7 protein-coding genes are annotated in these 25,186 nt (G+C 48.1%); all 7 read right to left on the bottom strand.

What is annotated here, in order from left to right:
- Positions 1-190: 190 nt before the first annotated feature.
- A complete protein-coding gene (locus tag ACOMG9_RS09965; protein WP_448216775.1) occupies positions 191-3,895 on the bottom strand; it encodes a DUF4116 domain-containing protein in 3,705 nt (1,234 codons plus the stop codon).
- A 132-nt stretch (positions 3,896-4,027) separates the two neighbouring features.
- Positions 4,028-7,282, bottom strand: a complete 3,255-nt coding sequence (locus tag ACOMG9_RS09960; RefSeq protein WP_448216774.1) for a PEP/pyruvate-binding domain-containing protein — start codon at positions 7,280-7,282, stop codon at positions 4,028-4,030.
- A gap of 352 nt (positions 7,283-7,634) precedes the next feature.
- Positions 7,635-11,633 (bottom strand): DUF4116 domain-containing protein, encoded by a 3,999-nt coding sequence (locus ACOMG9_RS09955; RefSeq protein ID WP_494530200.1) that lies wholly within the window; start codon positions 11,631-11,633, stop codon positions 7,635-7,637.
- A gap of 316 nt (positions 11,634-11,949) precedes the next feature.
- Positions 11,950-15,414, bottom strand: coding sequence for a DUF4116 domain-containing protein (locus ACOMG9_RS09950; RefSeq protein ID WP_448216772.1), 3,465 nt, complete (start codon positions 15,412-15,414; stop codon positions 11,950-11,952).
- Positions 15,415-15,609: 195 nt separating this feature from the next.
- Positions 15,610-15,936: a hypothetical protein gene (locus ACOMG9_RS09945; protein WP_448216771.1), complete on the bottom strand. Its 327-nt coding sequence runs from the start codon at positions 15,934-15,936 to the stop codon at positions 15,610-15,612.
- 163 nt (positions 15,937-16,099) lie between these two features.
- The gene (locus ACOMG9_RS09940; protein WP_494530199.1) at positions 16,100-21,016 is read right to left on the bottom strand and encodes a DUF4116 domain-containing protein; all 4,917 of its coding nucleotides are present in this window, start codon (positions 21,014-21,016) and stop codon (positions 16,100-16,102) included.
- Between the two features lie 341 nt (positions 21,017-21,357).
- The gene (locus ACOMG9_RS09935) at positions 21,358-25,071 is read right to left on the bottom strand and encodes a PEP/pyruvate-binding domain-containing protein (protein ID WP_494530198.1); all 3,714 of its coding nucleotides are present in this window, start codon (positions 25,069-25,071) and stop codon (positions 21,358-21,360) included.
- Positions 25,072-25,186: the final 115 nt, after the last annotated feature.

Raw genomic sequence — 25,186 nt, 5'->3', positions numbered from 1 at the left:
AACTCCCGTGATGAGCATGGAGATTTGAGCCTTAAGACAAGGCGGCGTGAGGAGTCATAGCCTTAGCTATGGCGACGATCGCCAACGCAGGATTAGGGCTCAAATCTTCAGCGCAATAGGGAGTTAGAAAGTTCGATTGGTATAAGTACCTGGCCAGACGATTTGAACCGGTCAACGTTTTCAGAGCCAATCAGACCTTATCCGAAAGTTTCCTGATGTATTTAATAACTTTGGGGTTTCTGTGTCTTGCTGCCTCAATAAAATCCTTATCCTTTTCAAGCTCTGAAGCAACATATTTGAAAGCTCGATGATTTTTTGCAATTAAGTCCAGCATAAAATCGCGATCACTCAATACACTTTCACTGGCATATTCTGAGTATTGAATATCATTGGCCATTGCGATTTTAATAATATTTTGATTGCTTCGCATTTTTTCACTGGCATACCTCAGAGCATCTGGATATTGTTCGACAGCCGCCATTACCACCCCGACATTATTCTTAAGTTCTGGACTGGCATGTTGCAGCTGACTGCCATCTCGAGTGACTGATGCCATGACGACATCACTATCATCCCTCAGTTCTTCATTCACGTATTGCAGTTGTTCGGGATGTTTTGTAATGGCGGCTAGTACAAGTTCTTTATCATTCAAAACCCGTTGGCTGGCATACATCAACCCATGCATGAGCAGGGCATTCCTGACCTTTTCTTTATGATCCCCGGACGGCTGCCCCGGTGGAGCATAAAACTCCAATCTGTAACTGCAAGATGGATTGATCACAAAGTATTGATTTTCCAGGCCATACAGACGTTCAACCAATCGAGTGGCGTAACTGAAGTTTACCAATAAAAAATGATGCAGGAGTTCCCAGCGAGTGTCCTCAGCGATCTCATCACTCATTAACATTTCCTGCAGGCTGTCCTCCGATTTTCGTCGCCAAAAAATTGCCCGCGCGCACTCACCTAACCGCTGTGCATGCTCAGCAAAACGTTGACACTGATCGCTCAATAACTCCTGGCAAGCGGGAGTGATGCTCCAACCTCGCTGGTGAAACTGTAAGAAAAGGCAATGTTGAAAGGCGAATCTATCGGCTTCTGTCGCAACATCTCGATTAAGCCGTTCTACAAGCAAGCTAAAGTCCCACTGGCCTCCTTCAAAAATAACCTTTTTATGAAACCGTCGATCCAGTTCAGCCATTGAATCTAACACAATGATCAGTTTTTCAAAGGCATGCTGCATGGTTTCACGTGATGCTATTCCCGTGCATTCAACAGTGATTTCACCTGCTACAGCATTGCCATTCAGATTCATGCTATCGGCATCTTTGTTCAGCCCGATCGCTTTCAGTAACTGCACCAGAAACCACATACGATTAAACTTGCCGGTTTTTTCAACACCATCAGATATATTGAATTGGTCAGAAAATTTCAGTCGCAGAGTTCGTCCTTTACCTCCCTCTGCATTCTCAAGCAGCTCGATAAGGCCCACGTGAGATCCTAACTTGAGGTTAACAATCAAGGCTTCATCCGTACTGATGACAGTCCCTGGAAGCCTCAACCCGTCCAAGGATGCTTTGCCTGACAGTCCCAATAGCGGTAACTCTCCACCCGGAGTGGTAAAATCAAAATAGGTGATGTGCTTATTTGTAGATACCTTGCCCTGAACAGAAGCCAGAGTGACGGGGGCCAGTGCCTCTACAAAACGTCGATGCAAGGCAAAAATCAGCTCATGGACACTCCGTACCTGTTCAGCCTGCTCAGGGTCCAGTGCCTGAAGACAAGATTGCAGCTGATGGCAATCTGCCACCCACTGACTCAGGATGCCCGGGGATACATCCCCTTCTTCAGCGGCCTGGATTGGCAGGATAATACTATCTAACACTGATCCTATGGTCTGTTGCAGCGTCTTGAAGCGTTTCTCCAGTTGCTGTAATTCATCCCGCAATGACGTGGTCAGGTATGGTCGACTTTCCAGAGCCAGACCCAGAAATGCTTTGTATCCAGCTAACAGTGCTTCAGATCCATGAATCAGCCGCTTCACGCTGTCTCTGGTCTCTGCCAATAGTTTTAAGCGATCTGGCGACATGCTCAGTTTTACCGGGTTTGCCAGGCAATCCAGTCCACCACCGGAGGCAAAAAATGCCAAAAGCCTGGCATTTTGATCCGTTAGCCATTTGAAGCCGCTGGCGACATGACAGAACTTGCCCTCAGGAATTGATAAATCCTCCCAGGACGGAATCGCATTCGCGGAAGGCAGATCAGAAAAAACGCTGGACAGGCTTCTGTGGCTGACCAGTTTTTCTGTCATGTCACCGGCAACAATAAAGGCTCCGGGCTTGCCTTTAAAGCGGCCGCAGGCCAGTGTCGTCTGTTGGCCATTGTCAGTGGCAAATACCGGACACTGATCATTGGCCCGCATTAAGGTTATTCTTTGCTGTTTCATGAGGATCGCTACATGATCATTGAATCCTGCTTTGGCAAAGACAAAGCCCCTCACTTGCTTCAGGAAGTCAGGCTCAAGCATCCAGTCTTCAGCGTGGTCGGCGACGACAATGGCGCCTTGTGGCATAGCGTCTTTTGCTCTTTTTTCAGCCCGCCAGAGGGGACCGGTGCAATAGCCTTCACTGATGCTGTCGCCAATGGCCAGGGTCTCTTCGGGTATGGGCATGGCAAAAACCATGTCGCCAGCGAGCCGGGTAACAGGGCGTACCTGCAGCATGAACAGGCGCCCCTGATGATCAACGGCAAACTCCACATCCACAGGACAAAGCAACAGGTTTTCCAGCTGTATCACCGCCTCCATGAGTTCTGAAACCGTTGCATCCGTGAGTTGCAGTCCACCGTCGCATGATTGAGCATCAACATTATCAGTTATTGTTTCCGAATAGCCGTTATTGTTCTTGTGCAAGACAAAGTGACTTGAGATTGTCCCGGGAAAGTATTGATAGCTGACAGCATCTTCTTTGCGATCCTTGCGATAAATGTCGATGCGGTGGGGCGTGTTACCGGTCTGCCCTGCCACCACGCCTCTGGGTTGACCCGATGTAAACTCTGCCCTGAGGGTATTATTCTGAAAAGATTGAAAGCTCATGGCGACACCGCCGTGGCGACAGTCAATGCACTGTTGGATGATCAGGGCCATAGGTTGCGGTATACCTTCGGAGCAGACTTCAGGCCGGTAAGCTGAAGCCATGACCTTAAGACAGGTTCGCAAAATATCCTCTTCTCCCTGAACTAAAGAGAGGTATTTGCCCGCCTGAGCGTCGCCGTAATTATCTTCATTGATGCCGGAACTGCGAACAATCACGGGTTGTGATGCAGAGAGTCCGCCCACCTGACTGTGCAGCCCCCTGATTTTTCCGGCCGCTTCAGAATCTTTAACCTGTTGGTAATAGTCTTCGCTGGCAATAAATTCTGCCAGACCCGCCAGCCAGTTATTCCTTTTGGTCTGCTGTGAAGGTGGCAAGGCATTGAGGCATGCCCTGATGTTCGTCAGGCTGATCTCTTTCTCTGCCTCAAGTTCACATGCAATCATTGGGAGATAGCGGGCTAAAAGTCTGCTATCCAGAGAGTGTTGCTCAAGCGCGTTCATGACCCGGGCTGGCACACATTCAAATGGCGGAACAGACAAACCGGCTTTTTTCATGCGCCACAAAAACATTCCCTTACCCCCCAGTTCTTCGCGGTTGAGGGGAGTCTGATCTGAAACAGATAAACAACAGTGACGTTTGGCTAAAGGCGTATTGCTGATGGAAACGCCACTGGAATCAGAATCATCGAGATGCTTTTTGGGTGAACTATCAGTTCCTCTGGATGGACTGCCAGCCCGGTTATTCTGACTTGAATAAGCTGTCAGGAGTCCATCATTCGATTTATCAGAATTGACATTTAACATTAAGATATCCCTTTCATAAATAACCGGCACATCAATAAAGTTCAACCTTCAGTCTGAAACAGGCACCAGTAAAAATGGCAATAAGCCGTTAAGGTCAAGGTTGTCAGAATAGATCAGAGCTGATTCACAAAATTATTGATCGTACCTAAAAGCAAAGTATTCATTTCGCAGCCGTTGACTGGCATATAGAAGCCCATTCCTCTGAAAGGCTTTCTCGACTTTCTCTTTATGCTCACTGAACAGCTGATCAGTTGAAACGACAAAATTCAACTGGTAATCTTCTGATGGTTCGATAATAAAACTTTTACCCTTCAAATGGGGATACACATCCTCAACCAACGGAGTCACCCATCCGGGATCTACTAATAAAGAATGATGCAAAAGTTCCCTGCGAGTGGCCTCACCGATATCATCACTCATCAGCACTTTTTCATAAGCATTCTCCAAATTAACTAACCGCCGGGAATGATCAATAAATTGCATCTGCTGGTGGTTTAATAACCGGTAGCAACTGGGAAGAATGTCATATTGCTGACTAAGAACCATTAAGAAAAGACAATGTTGAAAGGCGAATCTATCTGTTTCTGTCACAACATCACTATCAAGGCGTTGTGCAAGCAGGTTAAAGTTCCACTCAACCTCTTCAAAAATGCTTTTATCCTCTAAAAAAAGATCCAGATTCTGAACAGCACGTAAAGCTGTTATCAGTTTTCCAAAGGCCTCCTGCATGGTTTCAGGTGATGTCATTCGGGGGCATTCGACAATAATCTGCCCTGCAACGGCGTTGCAGCTTAGCTTCATGCTATCAGCATTTTTGTCCAGTTCGATGGCTTTCAGTAACTGCACCAGAAACCACATACGTTTCAACTTACCGGGTTCTTCACTACCATCCGATGGATGAAATGCGTCAGAAAATTTCAGCCGCAAGGTTCGTCCTTTCCCCCCCTCTGCCTTTTCAAGCAGCTCAATCAACCCCCAGTGTTCGCCAAACTTCATGTTAACAATAAATGCTCCCTCCATAGTGACGACCGTCGCATGACGCACTAATCTCTTGAGGGATGTTCTGCAGGATGCACTGATCAGCGGGACTGTTTCACCCGGGGTCGAGCACTCAACATAAGTGACGTTCTTATCCATAGATATCTTGCCCTGACCCGAGGTCAGTGTGACCGGTGCCAGCGCCTCTACGAAGCGCTTATGCAGAGCAAAAATCAGCTCATGGACACTTCGAACCTGCTCAGCTTCTCTGGGGTTGAGTGCTTGCAGACAAGATTGCAGCTGGTGGCAAGCAAACACCCACTGCCGAAACACTAACGGGGAAACCAGTCTTTCTTTAGCGACTTGCATTGGCAGAATGACACTGTCTAACTTTGATTCCACGGTCTCTTTCAGCTCCACAAACCGTTCCCTCAGGAGTGGAAATTCATCCTGCAATAACTTGACATGGGGTGAATCTTTTTTCCCGGCCAGCCGCAAGAATGCCTGGTAGCCCTTCAACAGGGCTTCAGCTCCATAAATCAGCCTGTTAACCCTGTCTCTGGTCTCTGCCAGTAGCTCTGAACGTTGTGCCGACATGCTCAGTTTTATCGGGTTTGCCAGACAATCCAGTTCGCTGCCGGAGTTAAAGAATGACAGGAGCCGGGCGTTTTGGTCGGTGAGCCATTGAAAGGCACTGGTGACCCTGGAGAATGTGCCTGGAGGGGGGGACAAATCATCCCGTGACGGGAGAGTTTTTGCTAAGGGCATATCCGCAAAATCAGAGGACAGACTGCTGTGACACGCCAGTTTTTCGGTACAGTCACCGGCGACAATAAAGGCGCCGGGCTTACCCCTGAAACGGGCACAGGCCAGCGTCGCCTGTTGGCCAACAAGAGTATCCATTGCCGCAAACTGACCAGCAACCAGCATCAAAGTTTTTCGTTTCTGTTTCATGAGAATGGCTACATGGTCATTGAATCCTCCTTCGAGAAGGACAAAACCCCCTGCCCGATCCAGGAACCCGGGCTCAAGCATCCAGTCTTCAGCGTGGTGGGCCACGACAATGGCTCTCTCTGGCATAGAGCCTGCGTGTCGTTTTTTGGCCAGCCAGATGGGTCCGGTACAGTAGCCTTCGCTGACGCTTTCGCCAATGGCCAGGGTCTGTTCGGGTATGGGCATGTTAAAATCCATGCCGCCAGAGAGTCGGGTAACAGGGCGCACCTGTAACAGGATCGGACGACCCAGACGATCGATGGCAAACTCCACATCCACCGGGCAGCACAGCAGGTTTTCCAGTCTTGTTACATAGTCACTGAGTTTTGAAACCATGTCATCAGTGAGTGCATGTCTGGCGTCGTCGGATTGGGCATCGGCATCAAAAACCTCAGTTTCCGAATAACCGTTATCATTTTTTTTCAGGATAAAGTAACTGGAGATCCTCCCTGGAAAGTATCGGAAACTGTTAACTTCTTCTACGCGATCCTCACGATAAATATCAATACGGTGGGGCCTGTTACCGGACTGCCCTGACACGACACCTTTGGGCTGACCATATGTGTACTCAAGCCTGACGGTATTCTCCTGAAAGGATTGGTAACTCATGGCAACCCCGCCATATCGACAATCAATGCACTGTTGGATGATCAGTGCCATAGGTTGGGGTACGCCTTCGGAGCAGACTTCAGGCCGGTAAGCTGAAGCCATGACCTCAAGGCAGGTTCGCAATACATCCTCTTCTCCCTGAAGTTTCGAGAGGTATTTGCCCGCCTGGGCATTGCCGTAGTTGTCTTCATTAACGCCAGAACTGCGAACAATAACCGGCTGTGATGGGCAGAGTTTTTCCAGCTGACAGCGCAGGTCTCTGATTTCCCGGGCTGCTTCAGAATCTTTAAGCTGTTCGTAATAGTCATCACTGGCAATAAATGTTGCCAGACCCGCCAGCCAGTCTTTCCTTTTGGCTTGCTCAGAAGGTGGCAAAGTAGCGACGTATTTCCTGATCTGCGACAGGCTGGTCTCTGCCTCCGGTTGATCAGGAATCCAGGGGAGATAGGGGGCCAGGCAGCGGCGATCCAGAGGCTCATGTTCAAGTGCATTCATGACCTGGATTGTCACACATTCAAAGGGTGGAACAGGCAGGTCGGCTTCCTTCATGCGCTGCAAAAACATTCCCTTACCCCCCAGCTGATGGCGGCTGGGGGGAGAATAGTCATCAGCCTGATCTGAAACAGGTGAACGGCAAAGACGATCGGCTAACGATGTCTGGACGGGAACGCCAGTGAGATCAGGATCACTGAAATAGCTTTTGTGTGGACTCTCGGCCCCGTCGGATAGACCCTCAGCCCCGGGAATCTGATTTGAATTCGTTGCCGGAGTCGGAGAATCTGCCCTTTGATAACAAGCGGGTAACATCAAAATATCCCTCTCATGTTAATATTCATCCATGTGACTCAATGACTGGGAGGTCAATAAACCTTTGACAATAGTTTTTTTATAAAGTTCACCCCTCAGGCTGAACCACGCAATAGGGGGAACAACAATGAGCTGTCAACACAGTTGGCACTGTTTAAGTACTCAGCCATACGGAATCGAATATTTCTGGCTTATTGGGCAGGTGCTCTGCAAGGCGCAACGACGGGAACATAGCAAGCTATGTGACCAGAGTTGCAACGCAGTCAGAGTGCCTGAACAATGAGTCAGAAAATATGATTTCGTATGGTTGAGTACTTAGCGTTGTCAGAATAAATGAAACCTTGTTCGGAGATTACTTGAGGTGTCGAATCACTTCGGGGTTTCTTTTTTTTGCTGCCTCAATAAAAGCCTTATATTGTTTAAGCTCATCAGACGCATACAAAAAAGCAAAAGAGTCCTGTTCAATTAAGTCCAGCATACACTCCCGATCATTCAATAATGTTTTCCTGACATTTCGTAGAATTTCAATATTAACGGCTATCAGGTTTTTAATAATGTTTTTATCGCTTCGGATTCTTTCACTGGCATAAGACACAGGTCCTGAATAAACTGCGACTGCAGCCCTGACTATCTCTTCATTATCCCGAAGTCTCGGGCTGGCATATTTGAGATGTATACCATCCCGTTTGATTGCAACCATGACAATTTCATAATTATCCCGAAGTCTCGGGCTGGCAAATTCCAGATAACTGCCATGAATAGTGACTGCAGCCATGACAATTTCATAATTATCCTGAAGTTTCGGGCTGGCATATTTCAGAGAAAAGCCATTTTGAGTGACTGCAGCCATGACAATTTCATAATTATCCCGAAGTCTCGGGCTGGCAAATTCCAGATAACTGCCATGAATAGTGACTGCAGCCATGACAATTTCATAATTATCCTGAAGTTTCGGGCTGGCATATTTCAGACAAAAGCCATTTTGAGTGACTGCAGCCATGACGACCACTTTATCACTCTTGAGTTTTTCACTCGCATATTTCAGGTTATCTGGATGTCTTGCAAGGGTCGCTAATACAAGGCTTTTATCATTTCGAACCTGCTGGCTGGCATATGTCAGCCCTTCCTTCACCACAACGTTCCTGACCTTTTCTTTGTGATCGGGAAGCGGCTGCCCCGGTGGCACATCAAACATCAGCGTGTAATCCCATGATGGCTTAATAATATAGTATTGGCCTCTCAAACGAGGATAGACAAGCTCAAACAATGGAGTCGCCTCATCGGGATTGAGCCATAAAAAATGATGCAGTACCTCCCTGCGGGTGTCCTCATCCACCTCATCACTCATTAACACTTCCGAAAAATTCTTCTCCGATAGAAAGAACCGCCGACTATGATAAACAAACTGCTGTTGATGGTCGCTTAAGAACGAGTAGCAAGCATCTGAAATACCGATCGCAACGGAGTAATGTAGTGAGCATAAGCCATGTTGAATTAAGCATTGTTGAAAGGCGAATCGATCGGCTTCTGTCACAACATCGCTATCAAGGCGTTGTGCAAGCAAATTAAAGCTCCACTGATCTCCTTCAAAAAGGGCTATATTACGTATGTACAGATCCAGACTATAGGTTGAATACAATGCCATTATCAGTTTTTCAAAAGCCTGCTGCAGGATTTTACGTGATGACATTCGAGAGCATTCAACAATCATTTCACCCACTGCAGGATTGACACTGATCTTCATACCATCTGCCTCTTTATCCAGTTCAATTGCCTTCAGCAACCGCGCCAGAAACCACATACGCTTCAACTTGCCGGGTTCCTGATAGCCATCAGGGCTCCGAAACCGGTCTGTAAACCTAAGCCGCAAGGTTCTTTCTTTCCCTCCTTCTGCGCATTCAAGTGCCTCAATAAGGCCTAAATGATGCCCAAGCTCCAGGTTAACCAACAAGGCATCATCCAGACTGACGACAGTTACCGGGTGCCTTGATTGTTCAATCAATGCTTTGCCGGACTGCCTCAATAACGGCACCTTTCCACCTGAGCCGCCCGGAGTCGTGCAATCGACATAGGTGATTTTCTTTTCTGTAGATATCATGCCCTGCCCCGAAGCCAAAGTGACCGGTGCCAGTGCCTCTACAAAGCGCTGATGCAGGGTAAAAATCAGCTCATGGACACTTAGGACCTGCTCAGCTGCGCTGGGGTTGAGCGCCTGAAGATCGGATTGTAGCTTATGGCAATCGGCCAGCCATTGACGAAAGATACCGGGGAATGGCCACCCTTCTTCAGCGGCTTGCATGGGCAGAATGACACTCTCCAGCCCTGATTGGATAGTCTTTTGCAAGGTCTCGAACCGGCTGATCAGTTGCTGCAATTCATCCCGCAATAACTGAACCTCGGGCGAACCTTTCTCACCCGACAGCTGTAAGAAGGCCCAGTAACCCTGCAACAAGGCTTCGGCCCCATAAACCAGCCGATTTACGCTGACTTTAGTCTCTGCCAGTATCCTGGATCGTTGTGGCGACATGCTGAGTTTTAGCGGGTTTGTCAAACCATCCAGTCCGCCACCGGGGGCAAAAAATGCCAGCAGGCGGGCATTTTGATCCGTGAGCCATTTGAAACTGCTGGCAACCTGAAGGAATGTACCTTCAGGAAAGGACAAATCATTCCGTGAGGGGACGGCTTTGGCTAGCGGCACATCAGAAACAGCTGAGGACAGGCTTTTGTGCCTGGCCAATGTTCCGGTAAGGTCACCGGCAACAATAAAGGCACCGGGCTTATCGTTAAAGCGGGCACAGGCCAGCGTCGCCTGTTGCCCAACCTGAGCTTCCACTGCCGCAAGCTGCCCACCGGCCAGCATCAACGCTTTTTGTTCTTGTTTCATAAGGATCGCAAAATGATCATTGAATCCTCCTTTGGCAATGACAAAACCACCAACCCGCTTCAGGAACCCAGGCTCAAGCATCCAGTCTTCAGCGTGTGGGGCCACGACAATGGCACCCTCTGGCATAGAGTCTGCCTTTTGTCGTCTGGCCAGCCAGAGCGTTCCGGTGCAAAAGCCTTCACTGACACCGGCACCTGTGGCAATGGTCTCTTCGGGTATGGGCAGGGCAAAATCCATGCCACCAGAGAGTCGGGTAACAGGGCGCACCTGCACCGGGAACAGCTGCCACTTACGATTGATGGCAAACTCGGCATCCACGGGGCAGAACAACAGGTTTTCCAGCGTTATCGCCATCTCTCTGAGATCTGAGACCGTTTGATCACCAAGTAACTGTTCACCGTCGTCTGGCTGGGCACCGACATTATCAATTCTTGTTTCTGAATAACCATGATTGTTTTTGTTCAGGACAAAGTGACTTGAAATCGTACCGGGAAAATATTGATAGCTGTCAGGGCCTTCCTCATGAGAAATATCGATACGGTGAGGCGTGTTACCGGACTGCCCCGCAACCACACCTCTGGGCTGACCCTGAGTAAACTCAACCCTGATGGTTCCATCCTGAAAAGATTGAAAGCTCATGACGACACCGCCGTATTGGCAGTCAATACACTCCTGGATGATCAGAGCCATGGGTTGTGGTATGCCTTCGGGGCAGACTTCAGGGCGGTAGCCTGAAGCCATGACTTTCAGACAGGTACGCAAAACATCGTCTTCTTCCTGAACCAAAGAGAGGTATTTGCCTGCCTGGGCATCGCCGTAATTATCTTCGTTGACGCCAGAACTGCGGACAATAATCGGTTGTGATAAAGAGAGATTGTCCAGCTGACGACGCAGGTCTGTGATTTGTTGGGCCGCTTCAGACTCTTTAACCTGCTGATAAAAGTCATCACTGGCAATAAATTCCGCCAGCCCCGTCAGCACCCCGGCTCTTTTGACGGGTTCTGAAGGTGGCAGAGTATTGAGGTATTCCCTGATGAGCGTCAGGCTGCTGTGCACACCCGGCTCACAGGCGATATCGGGAAGATAGCGAGTTAAAGAGTGAGGATCCAGAGGGTGTTGTTCAAGCGCATGAACGAGCTGAGTTGTCACACATCTGAACGCTGGAACACGCAGACCAGCTTCCTTCATGCGTTGCAAAAACAGTCCCTTACCCCCAAGCTGATGCCGGATGGGGGGAGAATAGTCATCAGCCTGATCTGAAACAGATGAACAGCAGGTGCGTTTGCCAAGGCACGTCGGGTCTGGAATGGAAGTGCTATCAGGATAACTGAAATAACTTTTGAGGTAATTAACAGCCCTGCCGTATAAACTACCAACCCTGCCGGATGAACTACCAGTCCCGGTAATCTCATCTGGATTCGTTGTTGGACTCCGAAGCGCTGACATATGAGAATTAGCAGGTAACATCAAGATATCCCTCCCATGTTAATATTCATCCATGATTCATCTAGCAGCCTGTCGGACTTAAGACTGTCCTACTGCGGTTGCAATAAATTGGTCTAAAAATCCCTGTTTCTTCGTCAAATAGCTCGCTATTCTCCTCAGAAACAGAGATTTTTATCCTCAATTTCTTGCAATCCTCGCTACGGACGCTTAAGTCCGACAGGCTGCTAGAAAAAACATCAATTAATCTTTTGACAATAATTTTTTTATAAAGTTCAACCTGTACGATCCTTCAACACCGCTTTACTGACATATCTTAAGTTATCAAAACTGACAGCCATTAAGGCTTTGATAATGTTTTTTTATCGCTTCGAATTCTGTCACTGGCATATTCCAGGGCTGCTGAATCATGTTTGATAGCGGCTTTGACAACCTCTTCATTATCCCGCAGTTTGGTGCTGGCGTATTGCAGGCTACAACCATCTCCGCTGACTGCAGTGAGGACGACCTGTTTATCACTCCTCAGCTTTTCACTGACATATTTCAGGCTATACGGATGTATTGCAAGAGCCGCTAACATAAGGTCTTTGTCATTTCGAATTCGTTGGCTGGCACATTTTATGCCATGCTTGAGCAAGAAACTCCTGACCCTTTCTTTTTGCCCCCTGAGCAACGGCATCGGTGGCACATCAAACTCCAGACTGTAACTATAGGAACGTTTGATAATGTAGTATTGATCTTTAAGATGAGGATACAAAAGCTCAACCCATTGACTGGCGTTACCAGGATATGACAATAAAAAATGATGTAATAGCTCCCTTAAGATATCTTCAGAGACCTGATCACTCATTAATAGTTCCCAAACATTGTCCTTCGATTTGACCAGACATCGACCTTGATCCATGAACTCTTGTTGATGCTTGCTTAATAACGGGTAACACTCTGGAGCAATGCCATCTCGGACACTATTAACCATTGAGAAAAGGCAATGCTGAAAGGCGAATCTATTAGCTTCTGCCGAAGCATCGCTGTCAAGGCGCTGCGCAAGCCAGTTAAAGCTCCACCGACCTCCTTCAAACAGAGTTATCCGACTTAAGTATTGATCCAGACTAACTAATGAATATAATGCCTTGGTCAGTTTTACAAAGGCCTCCTGCATGTTTTCACGTGATCTCATGCGAGTGCATTCAACGATAATTTCACCCGCTACAGCGTTACAACTTGTCTTCATGCTACCCGCATTTTTATTGAGTTCGAACGCTTTCAGTAACTCCACCAGAAACCACATACGTTTTAATTTGCCGGGTGAATCACTGCCATCATCACTGTCAAAAGAGTCAGAAAATTTCAGCCGCAGGGTTCGTCCTTTCCCCCCCTCTGCACGATCAAGTAGCTCGATAAGACTCACATGAGTGCCTAACTTCAGGTTAACAATCAAGGCTTCATCCATACAGACGACAATCGCTTTACGAAACAATAATCCTTCGAGGGATGCTTTGCAGGCTGGACTCAGTAGCGGTGCCGTTTCACTCGGAGTCCTGTGATCAATGTAGGTGATGCGCTTTTCCCGAGAGACCCTGCCCTGACTCGAGGCAAGAGTGATCGGTGCAAGCGCATTTACGAAGCGCTGATGTACAGCAAAAATCAGTTCATGGACACTCTGTACCTGCTCAGCCCTCCAGGGGTTGAGAGCTTGAAGATAGGATTGCAGCTGATCGCAGTCTGCCAGCCAATGACGAAACATTACCGGAGATAGCTGCCCGTCTTCAGCAGCTTGCATTGGCATAATGATACTCTTCAAGCCAGATAGGATGGTCTGTTTCAGCGTCTCAAAGCGGTTGGACAGGTGCAGAAATTCATCCAGCAATGGCTCAACCCGGGATGAACTACTGTCGCCCGCCAGCCGCAGGAATGCCTCATAACCCTGCAACAGCTTTTCAGCTCCATAAATCAGTCGGCTTATGTTCTCTCTGGCGTCTGCCAGTAACTCTGATCGTTGCGGCGACATGCTTAGTTTTATGGGGTTTGCCAGACAATCCAGTCCGCCGCCGGAGGCAAAAAATGCCAGCAGGCGAGCATTTTGATCCGTGAGCCATTGAAAACCGCTGGCGACCTGACAAAGTGTATCTTCAGAGGGAGACAAATCAGCCCGCGACGGGACGGCTTTACCCGGCAGCACATCAGAGAAGGCAGAGGATAAATTTCTGTGACTGGCCAGTTTTCCGGCAAGGTCACCGACAACAATAAAGGCGCCGGGCTCACCGTTAAAGCGAGCGCAGGCCAGTGTCGCCTGTTGGCCATCCTGAGCGATCACAGCCGCATACTCATCACCGGCCCGCATCAAGGCTATTTTTTCCTGTTTCATGAGGATCGCTACATGATCATTGAATCCGGCTTCGGCCAGCACAAAACCTCCTGCCCGTTTCAGCAAGCCGGGCTCAAGCATCCAGTCTTCTGCCTGCCGGGCGACGACAATAGCGCCCTTTGGCATAGAGTCTGCCTGTGTTTTTTTAGCCAACCAGAGTGGCCCGGTGCAGAAGCCTTCACTGATGCCCTCGCCAATGGCCAGAGTCTCTTCGGGTATGGGCATGGCAAAAACCATGTCGCCGGAGAGTCGGGTAACAGGGCGCACCTGCAACAGGAACAGACGATCCTGATGATCGATAGCAAACTCCACATCCACGGGGCAGAGCAAAAGGTCTTCCAGTTTTGTCACCGCATCCCTGAGATCTGAAACCATTTTATCAGTAAGTTCCTGTCCACTGTCGTCTGATTGAGCATCGGCATTAGCAATGATTGTTTCCGAATAGCCGTTATTATTCTTATGCAAGACAAAGTGACTGGAGATTGTTCCGGGAAAGTACTGATAGCTGTGAGCTTCTTCTTTGTGATCTTCGCGATAAATATCAATGCGATGGGGCCGGTTACCGGACTGCCCTGCCACTGCGCCTCTGGGCTGACCACGTGTGTACTCAACCCTGATGGTATCTTCCTGAAAAGATTGAAAGCTCATGACGACACCGCCGTATCGGCAATCAATGCACTGTTGGATGATCAGTGCCATGGGTTGTGGTATGCCTTCGGAACAGACTTCAGCCCGGTAACCTGAGGCCATGACCTTTAGGCAGGTGCGCAATACATCCTCTTCTCCCTGAACTTCCGAGAGGTATTTGCCCGCCTGGGCATCGCCGTAGTTATCTTCGTTGATGCCGGAACTGCGGACAATAACAGGTTGTGATCTGGAGAGTTTGTCCAGCTGATGGCGAAGAGTCCTGATGTGTCGGGCCGCTTCAGAATCTTTAACCTGTTCGTAATAGTCATCACTGGCAACAAATTGCGCCAGACCCAGCAGCCAGTTATCCCTTTTGCTTTGCTCTGAAGGCGGCAAGGCATTGAGGTGTTCACGGATGTTCTTGAGACAGGTCTCTGCCTTCAGTTCACGGTCAATCCCGGGGAGATAGCGGTCAAGGTTATCCAGAGGCTGTTGTTCAAGAGCACTCATGACTTGAGCAGTAACACATTCGAACGGTGGCACAGACAGACCGGCTTTCTTCATGCGCTGCAAATACATTCCCTTGCCACCAAGTTGTTTCCGGCTGGCGGCAGAACAGTCAGCAGCCTGGCCTGAAACAGGGGAACAGCAGGTGCGCTTGTTTAGCCACGTTGGGTCGGGAACGTCACTGAGATCAAGATGACTGAAATACCTTTTGAGGCAACTACCAGCCCCGCTGGATGAACTACCAGCCCCGGTATTCTGCCCTGGGTTCGTCTTCGATATTTGAGGATCAAAAGTTTCAGGCAACATCAAGATATCCCTCTCATATTAATATTTATCCATAATTCAATGGCTAACGCCTAAAAAATCACCTATCTCACATTTGACAATAATTTTTTTATAAAGTTCAGCACTCAGGCTGAACCAGACAAAAGGTCAAACAACAATGAGCTGTCAACACAGTTGGCACTGTTTAGCGTTGTCGGAACAAACGCGTTAACTCTCTTAAGGGCGAGTCACCATAGGCTGTCCGTCGTCGCTCTTGACTACTATAAATTGGACATAGGCAGTTCCTATCGATGACTTATAGGGAGTACCATTGCCAAGGTCATAGGCACTGACGGTAATTTCGTGTACCAGACATGCGCCTCGAGAAGGTGCAGTAAATGCCCCCCAGGAAGCGAGTGCATAGGTTTGTGTCTCACATTCCCAAGCGGATCCGCCAATGTATTTGATTTCACCATATACCTCGAGGTCAGTTTTATTAACGATACGGACATGAGACCAGGCAAAAACCTGAGTTGCAAACAGAAGCAAGATGCCCGCGATCATGCTTCCTGACTGTTTTACCTTTAACATATTTCGTAGCCTTAAGACTTAAATGCCTGATTATATCACTCAGGCTTCTGACCCGCTCTCAGGGCAGTATCCGTGCCGCCGTCTGCTTAAACGACACACTGCAAACCAGAAACCACCAGACCGGGTTATATCATCCTTACCGGAGATATGCGTTGCGTAAGGCGAGGTGTTGACTCACTTCGGGGTTTCTGTTTTTTGCTGCCTCAATAAAAGCCTCATTCTGTTTAAGCTCGGGAGCAACAAAAATAAAAGCAGCAGAATCCTTTGCAATTAAGTCCAGCATATACTCAGGATCCTCCAATATCGTTTTATTGACGTATATCAGGTTATTAATGTTGATAGCTATCAAGGTTTTAATAATGTTTTTATCGCTTCGAATTCTTTCACTGGCAAATTTCAGAGCGCCTGAAGAATTTGTAACAGCGGCTATGACAACCTTCTCATCATCCTGAAGTGTCGGGCTGGCATATTGCAGATAATAACCATCTTTAGTGACTGCATGCATGACGACCTCAGCAACACTCTTCAGCTCCTCACTTACATATTCCAGGCTATGTGGATGTATTGCAAGGGCTTCTATCACAAGGTCTTTATCATTGCGAATCCTTTGGCTGGCACATTCCAGTCCATCCCTGTGCAAGATATTCCTGACCCTTTCTTTATGATTACCAAGCGCCTGAACCGGTAAAAAATCAAACTTCAGGCTGTAACTGCAGGATAGCTTGATAACAAAGTAATGATCTTTCAAATGAGGATACACAAGATCAATCCATCGATTAGCCTCACCGGGATCTGACAATAAAAAATGATGCAGTAGCTCCCTGCGGGTGTCCTCAGGGAGTTCATTTCTCATTAATACGTCGCCAGGATTACCCTCCAATTTAAACAACCGATGACCATTATCAATAAACTGTTGTTGATGACTGCTTAATAACAAGTAGCAACTGAGATCAATGGCATATCGGTAACGTTCAGCCATTAAGAAAAGGCAATGTTGAAAGGCAAATTTATTGGCTTCTGCAGCAACATCGCTATCAAGGCGTTGCGCAAGCATGTTAAAGCTCCACTGCTCCCCTTCAAAAACAGGTCTTGGGCCTAAAAACATATCCAAAGATCTAACAGCCTCTAATGCCCTTATCAGTTTCACAAAGGCACCCTGCATGACTTGAGTTGATGTTATTTGCGGGCATTCGACGATCACTTCAGCCGCTGCGACGTTGCAACCAGGCTTCATGCTGGCAGCATTTTTATCCAGCTCTATCGCTTTCAGTAACTGCACAAGAAACCACATACGTTTTAACTTGCCAGGTGCATCACTACCATCAGAGTAGGAAAAATTGTCAGAAATTTTCAACCGCAAGGTACATCCTTTTGCCTCTTCTTCGTTTTTAAGTAGCTCGATAACGCCTACAAGATCGGTTATCTTAAAGTTAACAATCAAAGTATCGTCCATACTGGTAACAGTTCCTTCAAAAAGTCCTGATTCTCCAAGGACTGCTATGCAGGACCGATTCAATAACGTTGACTTTTCACCCGCGCCACCCGGAGTCGTGCAATCAACATATATGACCTTATCATCTCTGGATAGCATGCTCAGAGCTGAGGCCCTGGTAACCGGTCTCCGGGCCTCTGTCACGGACCTATACAAGTCAGAGACCAGGTGATTGACACTGCGTACCTCTTCAGTCTTCAAAAAATTGAGCGCTTTAAAACAGGTTAGAACGACTTCTTTATCACACTTCAGTTCTTCACTCACATATTTCAGGCTGTATGGATGTACGGCAATGGTCGCTAATACAAGATCTTTATCATTGCGAACCCGTTGGCTGGCATATTTCAGTCCCTGCCTGCTTAAAACATTCTTCATATTTTCTCTTTGAGCCCCAAGGAACTGAATGGGTGAAACCTCGAAATTTACACTGCAACTGCAGGATGGATTGATAACAAAGTACTGATCTTCCAGCTCATACACCTCTTCAAACAATGGCGCAGCGTCATCAGGCTTTAACAACAAAAAATGCTGCAAGAGTTCCCTGCGGGTGTCCCCGGGGATCTTATCACTCATTAACGTTTCCAGAGGGGGGGGTATTGATTCAGCAAGACGTCGACTATGACGAATAAACTGTTCTTGATGATTGTTCAAGAACTTTATTAATAATCGGTAACAATCCTCATTAATGTTATGTCGAGCAGAATAAGCCATTAAGAAAAGGCAGTGTTGAAAGGCAAATCTATGGGCTTCTGTCGTAACATCGCTATCAATGCGTTGCATAAGGCTGTTAAAGCTCCACTGATCTCCATCAAAAATGGCTGCTGAGTTTAAGTCCATATCCAGGTTTCTAATGACAGATAACGCCGCTGTCAGTTTTACAAAAGCTTCCTGCATGATTTGAGGTGATTTCATTCGGGGGCATTCGACAATCATTTCACCCGCTACGGCATTGCAACTGAACTTCATAGGACCCGCTTGTTCGTCCAGATTGATCGCTTTCAGTAACTGCATCAGAAACCACATACGTTTCAATTTGCCGGAGCCATCACTGCCATCAGCTGTGGCAAACCGGTCAGAAAATTTCAGCCGCAGGGTACGTCCTTTCCCGCCTTCTGCTTCTTCAAGTAGCTCGATAAGGCCCACATGATGTCCTAGTTGTAGGTTAACAATCAAAGCAGCATCCATAATGATGACAGTCGCTTCACACTCTGATCTTACGAGGCATGCATTGTAGGAGTGAGTGAATAGCGGTACCTTTTTAGCCGAGTCACCCGGAGTCCTGCAATCTACATAGGTGATGGGCCATATCCTGGTGATCTTGCCCTGACCCGATGCCAGGGTAACCGGTGCCAGTGCCTTGACGAAGCGCTCATGCAAGGCAAAAATCAGTTCATGGAGACTTCGGAGCTGCTCGGGCGCATTGGGATTGAGTGCCTGAAGAGATGACTTTAGTTGCTGACACGCCGTCAACCAGTGTCGAAAAATGCCCATGGATTTCTGACCTTCTTCACCGACTTGCAGGGGAAGGAGCATCATTTCTAACTCTGATTGGATTTTCTCTTTCAACGTCTTGAACCGGCTGGTCAGTTCCGGTAATTCATTCAGCCATGGCCCGATTTCGGATGGGTCCTTTACGCTCGCAAGCTGCAGGAATGACTTGTACCCATTCAGCAATGCTTCAGCCCCATGAATCAGCCGGTTTACACTGTCCCTGGTCCCTGCCAGCAACTTTGAGCGTTGTGACGACATACTCAGTTTTACCGGGTTTGCCAGACAATCCAGTCCGCCGCCTGAGGCAAAAAATGCCAACAGGCGGGCGTTTTGATCTGTGAGCCACTGAAAACCGCTGGCAACCTGATCGAATGTACCTTCAGCGGGGGACAAATCCTGCCGTGACGGAACGGCTTTGGTTAACGGCACCTCAGAAACAACAGAGGTCAGGCTTCTGTAACTGGCCAGTTTTTCGCTGAGGTCACCAGCAACAATAAAGGCTCCGGGCTTACCTTTAAAGCGTGCACAGGCCAGCGTCGCCTGTTGCCCAACCTGAGCTTCCACTGCCGCAAGCTGCCCACCGGCCAGCATCAACGTTTTTCCTCCCTGTTTCATGAGGATTGCTACATGATCATTGAATCCTCCTTCGGCGATGACAAAGCCTCCTGCCTGCTTCAGGAACTCAGGCTCGAGCATCCAGTCTCCAGCATGATGGGCCACGACAATGGCACCCTCTGGCATAGAGTCTGCCTTTTGTTCACTGGCCAGCCAGATGGGTCCGGTACAGTAGCCTTCGCTGACGCTCTCGCCAGAGGCAATAGTCTCTTCCGGTATGGGCATGGCGAAATCCATGTCGCCAGAGAGTCGGGTAACAGGGCGCACCTGCAACAGGAACACGCGACCCCGGTGATCAATGGCAAACTCCGCATCCACGGGGCAGAGCAACAGGTCTTCCAGTTCTGTCACCGCGTCCCTGATATCTGAAAGCATTTTATCCGTGAGTTTCAGTCCACCGTCGCCTGATTGAGCATCGACAGTATCAATTCTTGTTTCCGAATAGCCGTTATTGTGCTTGTACAGGATGAAGTGACTTGAGATGGTCCCAGGGTAGTATTGAACGTCTTCGGCACCTTCCTTGCGATAAATATCGATGCGGTGGGGCGTATTACCGAATTGTCCTGCCACTACGCCTTTGGGCTGACCCTTTGTGTACTCAACCCTGACGGTTTTATCCTGAAAGGATTGAAAGCTCGTAAAGACCCCGCCGTATAGGCAATCAATGCACTGTTGGATAACCAGCGCCATGGGTTGTGGTATGCCTTCGGGACAGACTTCAGGCCGGTAACCCGAGGCCATGACCTTAAGACAGGTTCGCAAAATATCCTCTTCCCCCTGAACTAAAGAGAGGTATTTGCCCGCCTGGGCATCGCCGTAATTATCTTCATTGATGCCGGAACTGCGGACAATCACGGGCTGTAATTTGGAGACTTTGCCCAGCTGAGAGCGCAGAGCCCTGATTTGTCGGGCCGCTTCAGAATCTTTAATCTGTTCGTAATAGTCATTACTGGCAATTAATTTCGCCATACCCGACAGCCATTCATCCCTTTTGGTTTGCTCTGAAGGCGGTAGGGCATTGAGGTATTTCCTGATGCTCGCCAGGCTGGTTCCCACCTCCGGTTCATAAATAATTCCGGGGAAGTAGCATTCTAAAAGATGGGCATCCAGAGGGTGTTGTTCAAGCGCATTCATGACTTGAGCACTAACACATTCGAAGGGCGGAACAGACAGACCGGCTGCTTTCATGCGCAACAAAAACATTCCCTTGCCCCCGAACTGTTCCCGTTCGGAGGGAGAACAGCCAGCAGCCTGTTCTGAAACAGCTAGACGGCAGAGACGCTTGGTTAAAGGGGTTTCGCTGATCGAAACGCCAGAGGGAACAGGGTTATCGAAATGCCTTTTGGTTGCACTGCGACCGCTGTTGGATAGACTGCCAGCCCCGGTGTTCTGATTTGAACAGGTGCCCGGGCTTCGGGGATCTAATTTGCCAAAATTTTCAGATAAAGGTAACATCGCGACATCCTCGTCATACTAATACCAATCGTATTTTCTAACTCCCGCAATGAGCATGGAGATTTGAGCCTTAAGACAAGGCGGCGTGAGGAGTCATAGCCTTAGCTATGGCGACGATCGCCAACGCAGGATTAAGGCTCAAATCTTCAGCGCAATAGGGAGTTAGAAAGTTCGATTGGTATAAGTACTCATCCATAATTTAATTGCCAGAAATTCAATGTATCACCCTGTTCAGACAATGATATTTTTATAAAGTTCCCCCCGTCAGACTGAAATACGAAATAAAAAGAATGCCAATAAGCTGGCAACAGGGTTTGCACTGACTAACTTTTCAGAGCCGTTCAGACCTTATCCAAAAGCTCTCTGGTGTATTGAATAACTGCGGGATTTCTTTGTTTTGCTGCCTCGATAAAAGCCTTATTAAGTTTAAGCCCGGGAGCAGCAAATTCAAAAGCACGTGGATTTTGTTCAATAAAATCGAGCATAGAATGGTAATTATTCAACACCGTATTACTGGCATATGCCAGGTAATCAATATTATGAGTAATGACACTTTGAATAATGTTTTTATCACTTCGGATTTTCTCACTGGCATACCTCACAACTGCTGGACGCTTTGCGATAGCCGCTATCACCACCTCATCATAATTTGGGAGTTCCGGGCTGACGCAGCTCATACAATAGCTCTTCTGAGTAACTGCGGCTACGATGACATCTTTATCACTCTTCAGTTCTGCACCTACATATTTCAGGTTAAATGGATGTACTGCAATGGCTTCTAATACAAGGTCTTTATCATTTCGAACCCGTTGGCTGGCATATTCCAGCCCATCTTTCAGCAAAGCTTGCCTGACCTTTTCTTTAATATCCGAAAGCGACTGAAACGGTGGAACAACAAACGTCAGCGTGTAAGTGTGTGATGGCTTGATAATAAAGTATTGGCCTCTCAAATGGTGATAAAAATCCTCAACCGGGCCAACAGAGTAATAGGGATCTAGCAATAAAAAATGATGTAAGAGTTCCCTGCGCATGCTCTCATTCATGTCATCACTCATAAATATTTCCTTCAGACTCGCCTCCGGTTTTTTCCCTGAATAGACTAAAGACCGACACTCCCCTAATCGCTCAGTATGATGAACAAACTGTTTAAGATCGTTACTGAGTAACTGGCAACAAGCGGGACTCATCCAATAATCGTTCTTATAAAACATTGAAAAAAGGCAATGTTGAAAGGTGAATCTATCAGCTTCTGTCGCAGCAACGGGATTAAGACGTTGTGCAAGCAAGTTAAAATCCCAATGAGGTTCTTCAAAAATGTCTTCGTAATCAAAGAGAATATCAAGATCAGTCATAGAATCTAAAACAACCATCAGCTTTTCAAAGGCATACTGCATAGCTTGAGGTGATTGCATTTGCGTACATTCGACAATAACTTCACGCGCTACCGCATTGTAACTGAGCCTCATGGGATCAGCATTTTCATCCAGTTCGATGGCCTTCAGAAACTGTGTCAGAAACCAGACCCGCTGTAACTTGCCGGATTTATATAAGCCACCAGGTCTATCGAATTGGTCAGAAAATTTCAGCCGCAAGGTTCGTCCTTTCCCACCCTCTGCGTTTTCAAATAATTCGACAAGGCTGACATGAACGCCTAATCCCAGATTAACCAACAAGGCATCATCCATAATGACAACAGTCCCTGAAAGCTCTAATTCATTCATAATGGCTTTACCGGTTGGACTCAATAGCGACGCATTTTCATCAGGATTACCCTGGGTCGTGTAATCAACATAGGTGATTCGCTTATCCCTGGATAACCGGCCCTGACCCGAGTCCAGAGTGATCGGTGCCAGTGCTTTTATAAAGCGCAGATGCAGCGCAAAAATCACTTCATGAACACTTCGGAACTGCTCAGCCTCCCTGGGATTGAGTGCTTGAAGACAAGATTGCAGTTGTTGGCAAGCTGACAGCCAATCACGAAACGATAACTGCCGTTCTTCATCGTCATCCTGGGGCAGGATGATAGCCTCCAGCAATGATTGGATGGTCTGTTTCAGTGTCTTGAACCGGTTGCTTAATAGTGGTACTTCATCCTGCAATAACTGAACCTCTGATGAACTGCTGTTTCCCGCCAGCAGCAGGAATGCCCGGTACCCTTCCAGCATTGCCTCAGCGCCATGAACCAGCCTGTTTACACTGTCTCTGATCTTTGCCAGTATCCCGGATCGTTGTCGAGACATGCTCAGTTTTACCGGATTTGCCAGACAATCCAGTCCGCCGCAGGAGGCAAACATTGCCAACAGACGGGCATTCTGATCTGTGAGCCATTGAAAACCGTCGGCAACCTGAAGGAATGTGCCTTCAGGGGGGGACAAATCATCCCGTGACGGGACGGCCTTTGCCAACGATAAATCAGAAAATGCAGAGGACAGGCTTCTGCAACTGGCCAGTTTTCCGCTAAGGTCACCGGCAACAATAAAGGCTCCGGGTTTTTCGTTAAAGCGGGCGCAGGCCAGCGTCGCCTGTTGCCCAACCTGAGCGACCACTGCCGTAAACTGGCCACCGGCCAGCATCAAAGCTATTTCTGCCTGTTTCATGAAGATTGCTACGTGATCATTGAATCCTCCCTCAGCAATGACAAAACCACCAACCCTCTTCAGAAACTCAGGCCCAAGCATCCAGTCTTCAGCATGGTGGGCCACGACAATGGCTCCCTCTGGCATAGAGCCTGCCTCTGGCTGACTGGCCAACCAGAGTGGACCGGTGCAGAAGCCTTCGCTGACGCCCTCGCCAATGGCCAGGGTCTCTTCGGGTATGGACATGACAAAATCCATGCCACCAGAGAGGCGGGTAACAGGGCGCACCTGCAAAAGGAACAGACACCCCTGATGATCAATAGCAAACTCCACATCCACAGGGCAGAGTAATAAGTTTTCCAGCTCTGTCAGCCACTCCATGAGTGTCGAAACCGTGTCATCACTGAGTTGTTGTCCAACGTCGCCTGACTGGGCATCGGCATTATCAATTCTTGTTTCCGAATAGCCGTTATCGTTCTTTTGCAGGATGAAGCGACTTGAGATCGTCCCCGGAAAGTATTGAGAGCTGGCAGCTTCTTCTTCACGATCCTCGCGATAAATATCAATACGGTGGGGCCTGTTTCCGGACTGCCCTGCCACTGCGCCTCTGGGCTGACCCCGTGTGTACTCAATCCTGACGGTATCATCCTGAAAGGATTGAAAACTCATGGCGACTCCGCCATATCGACAATCAATGCACTGTTGGATAATGAGCGCCATGGGTTGCGGTATGCCTTCGGGACAGATTTCAGGCCGGTAAGCTGAAGCCATGACCTTGAGACAGGTTCGCAAAATATCTTCTTCTCCCTGAACCAAAGAGAGGTATTTGCCCGCCTGGGCATCGCCGTAATTATCCTCATTGATGCCAGAGCTGCGGACAATAACCGCTTGTGATGCAAGGAGTACACCCAGCTGACGGCGCAAACCAGCTATTTGTCGAGCCGCTTCAGAATCTTTAACCTGTTGGTAATAATCATTACTGGCAATAAATTCTGCCAGACCCGACAGCCAGTCATCCCTTTTGGTTTGCTCTGAAGGCGGCAAGGTATTGAGGTAGTCACGAATGTTCCTCAGGCTGTTCCCTGTGTCCCACTCATGGACAATCCCGGGAAAATAGCGGTCTAAAAGATGGCTATCCAGAGGGTGTTGTTCAAGCGTATTCATGACTTGAGCAGTCACACATTCGAAAGGCGGAACAGACAGACCAGCCTTTTTCATGCGCCACAAAAACATCCCCTTGCCCCCGAGTTGTTCCCGATTCTGAGGCGAGTAGCCAGCAGTCTGATCTGCAACAGATGGACGGCAGTGACGCTTGGTCAGGGGAGTTTCGCTGGTCGCAACGCCACAGGGATAAGGATCACTGGAATGCCTTTTAGATAAACTGCTAATCCCCTTGGATGAACTGTCGGCGCCAGCATCCCGATTTGGATCAGTTTTCGGGATTTGACCCTCTGAACGGCCAGAATGAGCAGGAAACATCAAGACTTCCCTCCGTTATTGATATTCATCCATGATTCAATCGCTGACGAATAAACAAATCTCTTTCTATTGACAATAATTTTTTTGTAAAGTTCAGCCTGAAGCACGCAACAGG

This window comes from Endozoicomonas sp. PH6C, from assembly GCF_059322965.1.
This window is presented reverse-complemented; position numbering and strand designations above follow the sequence as displayed.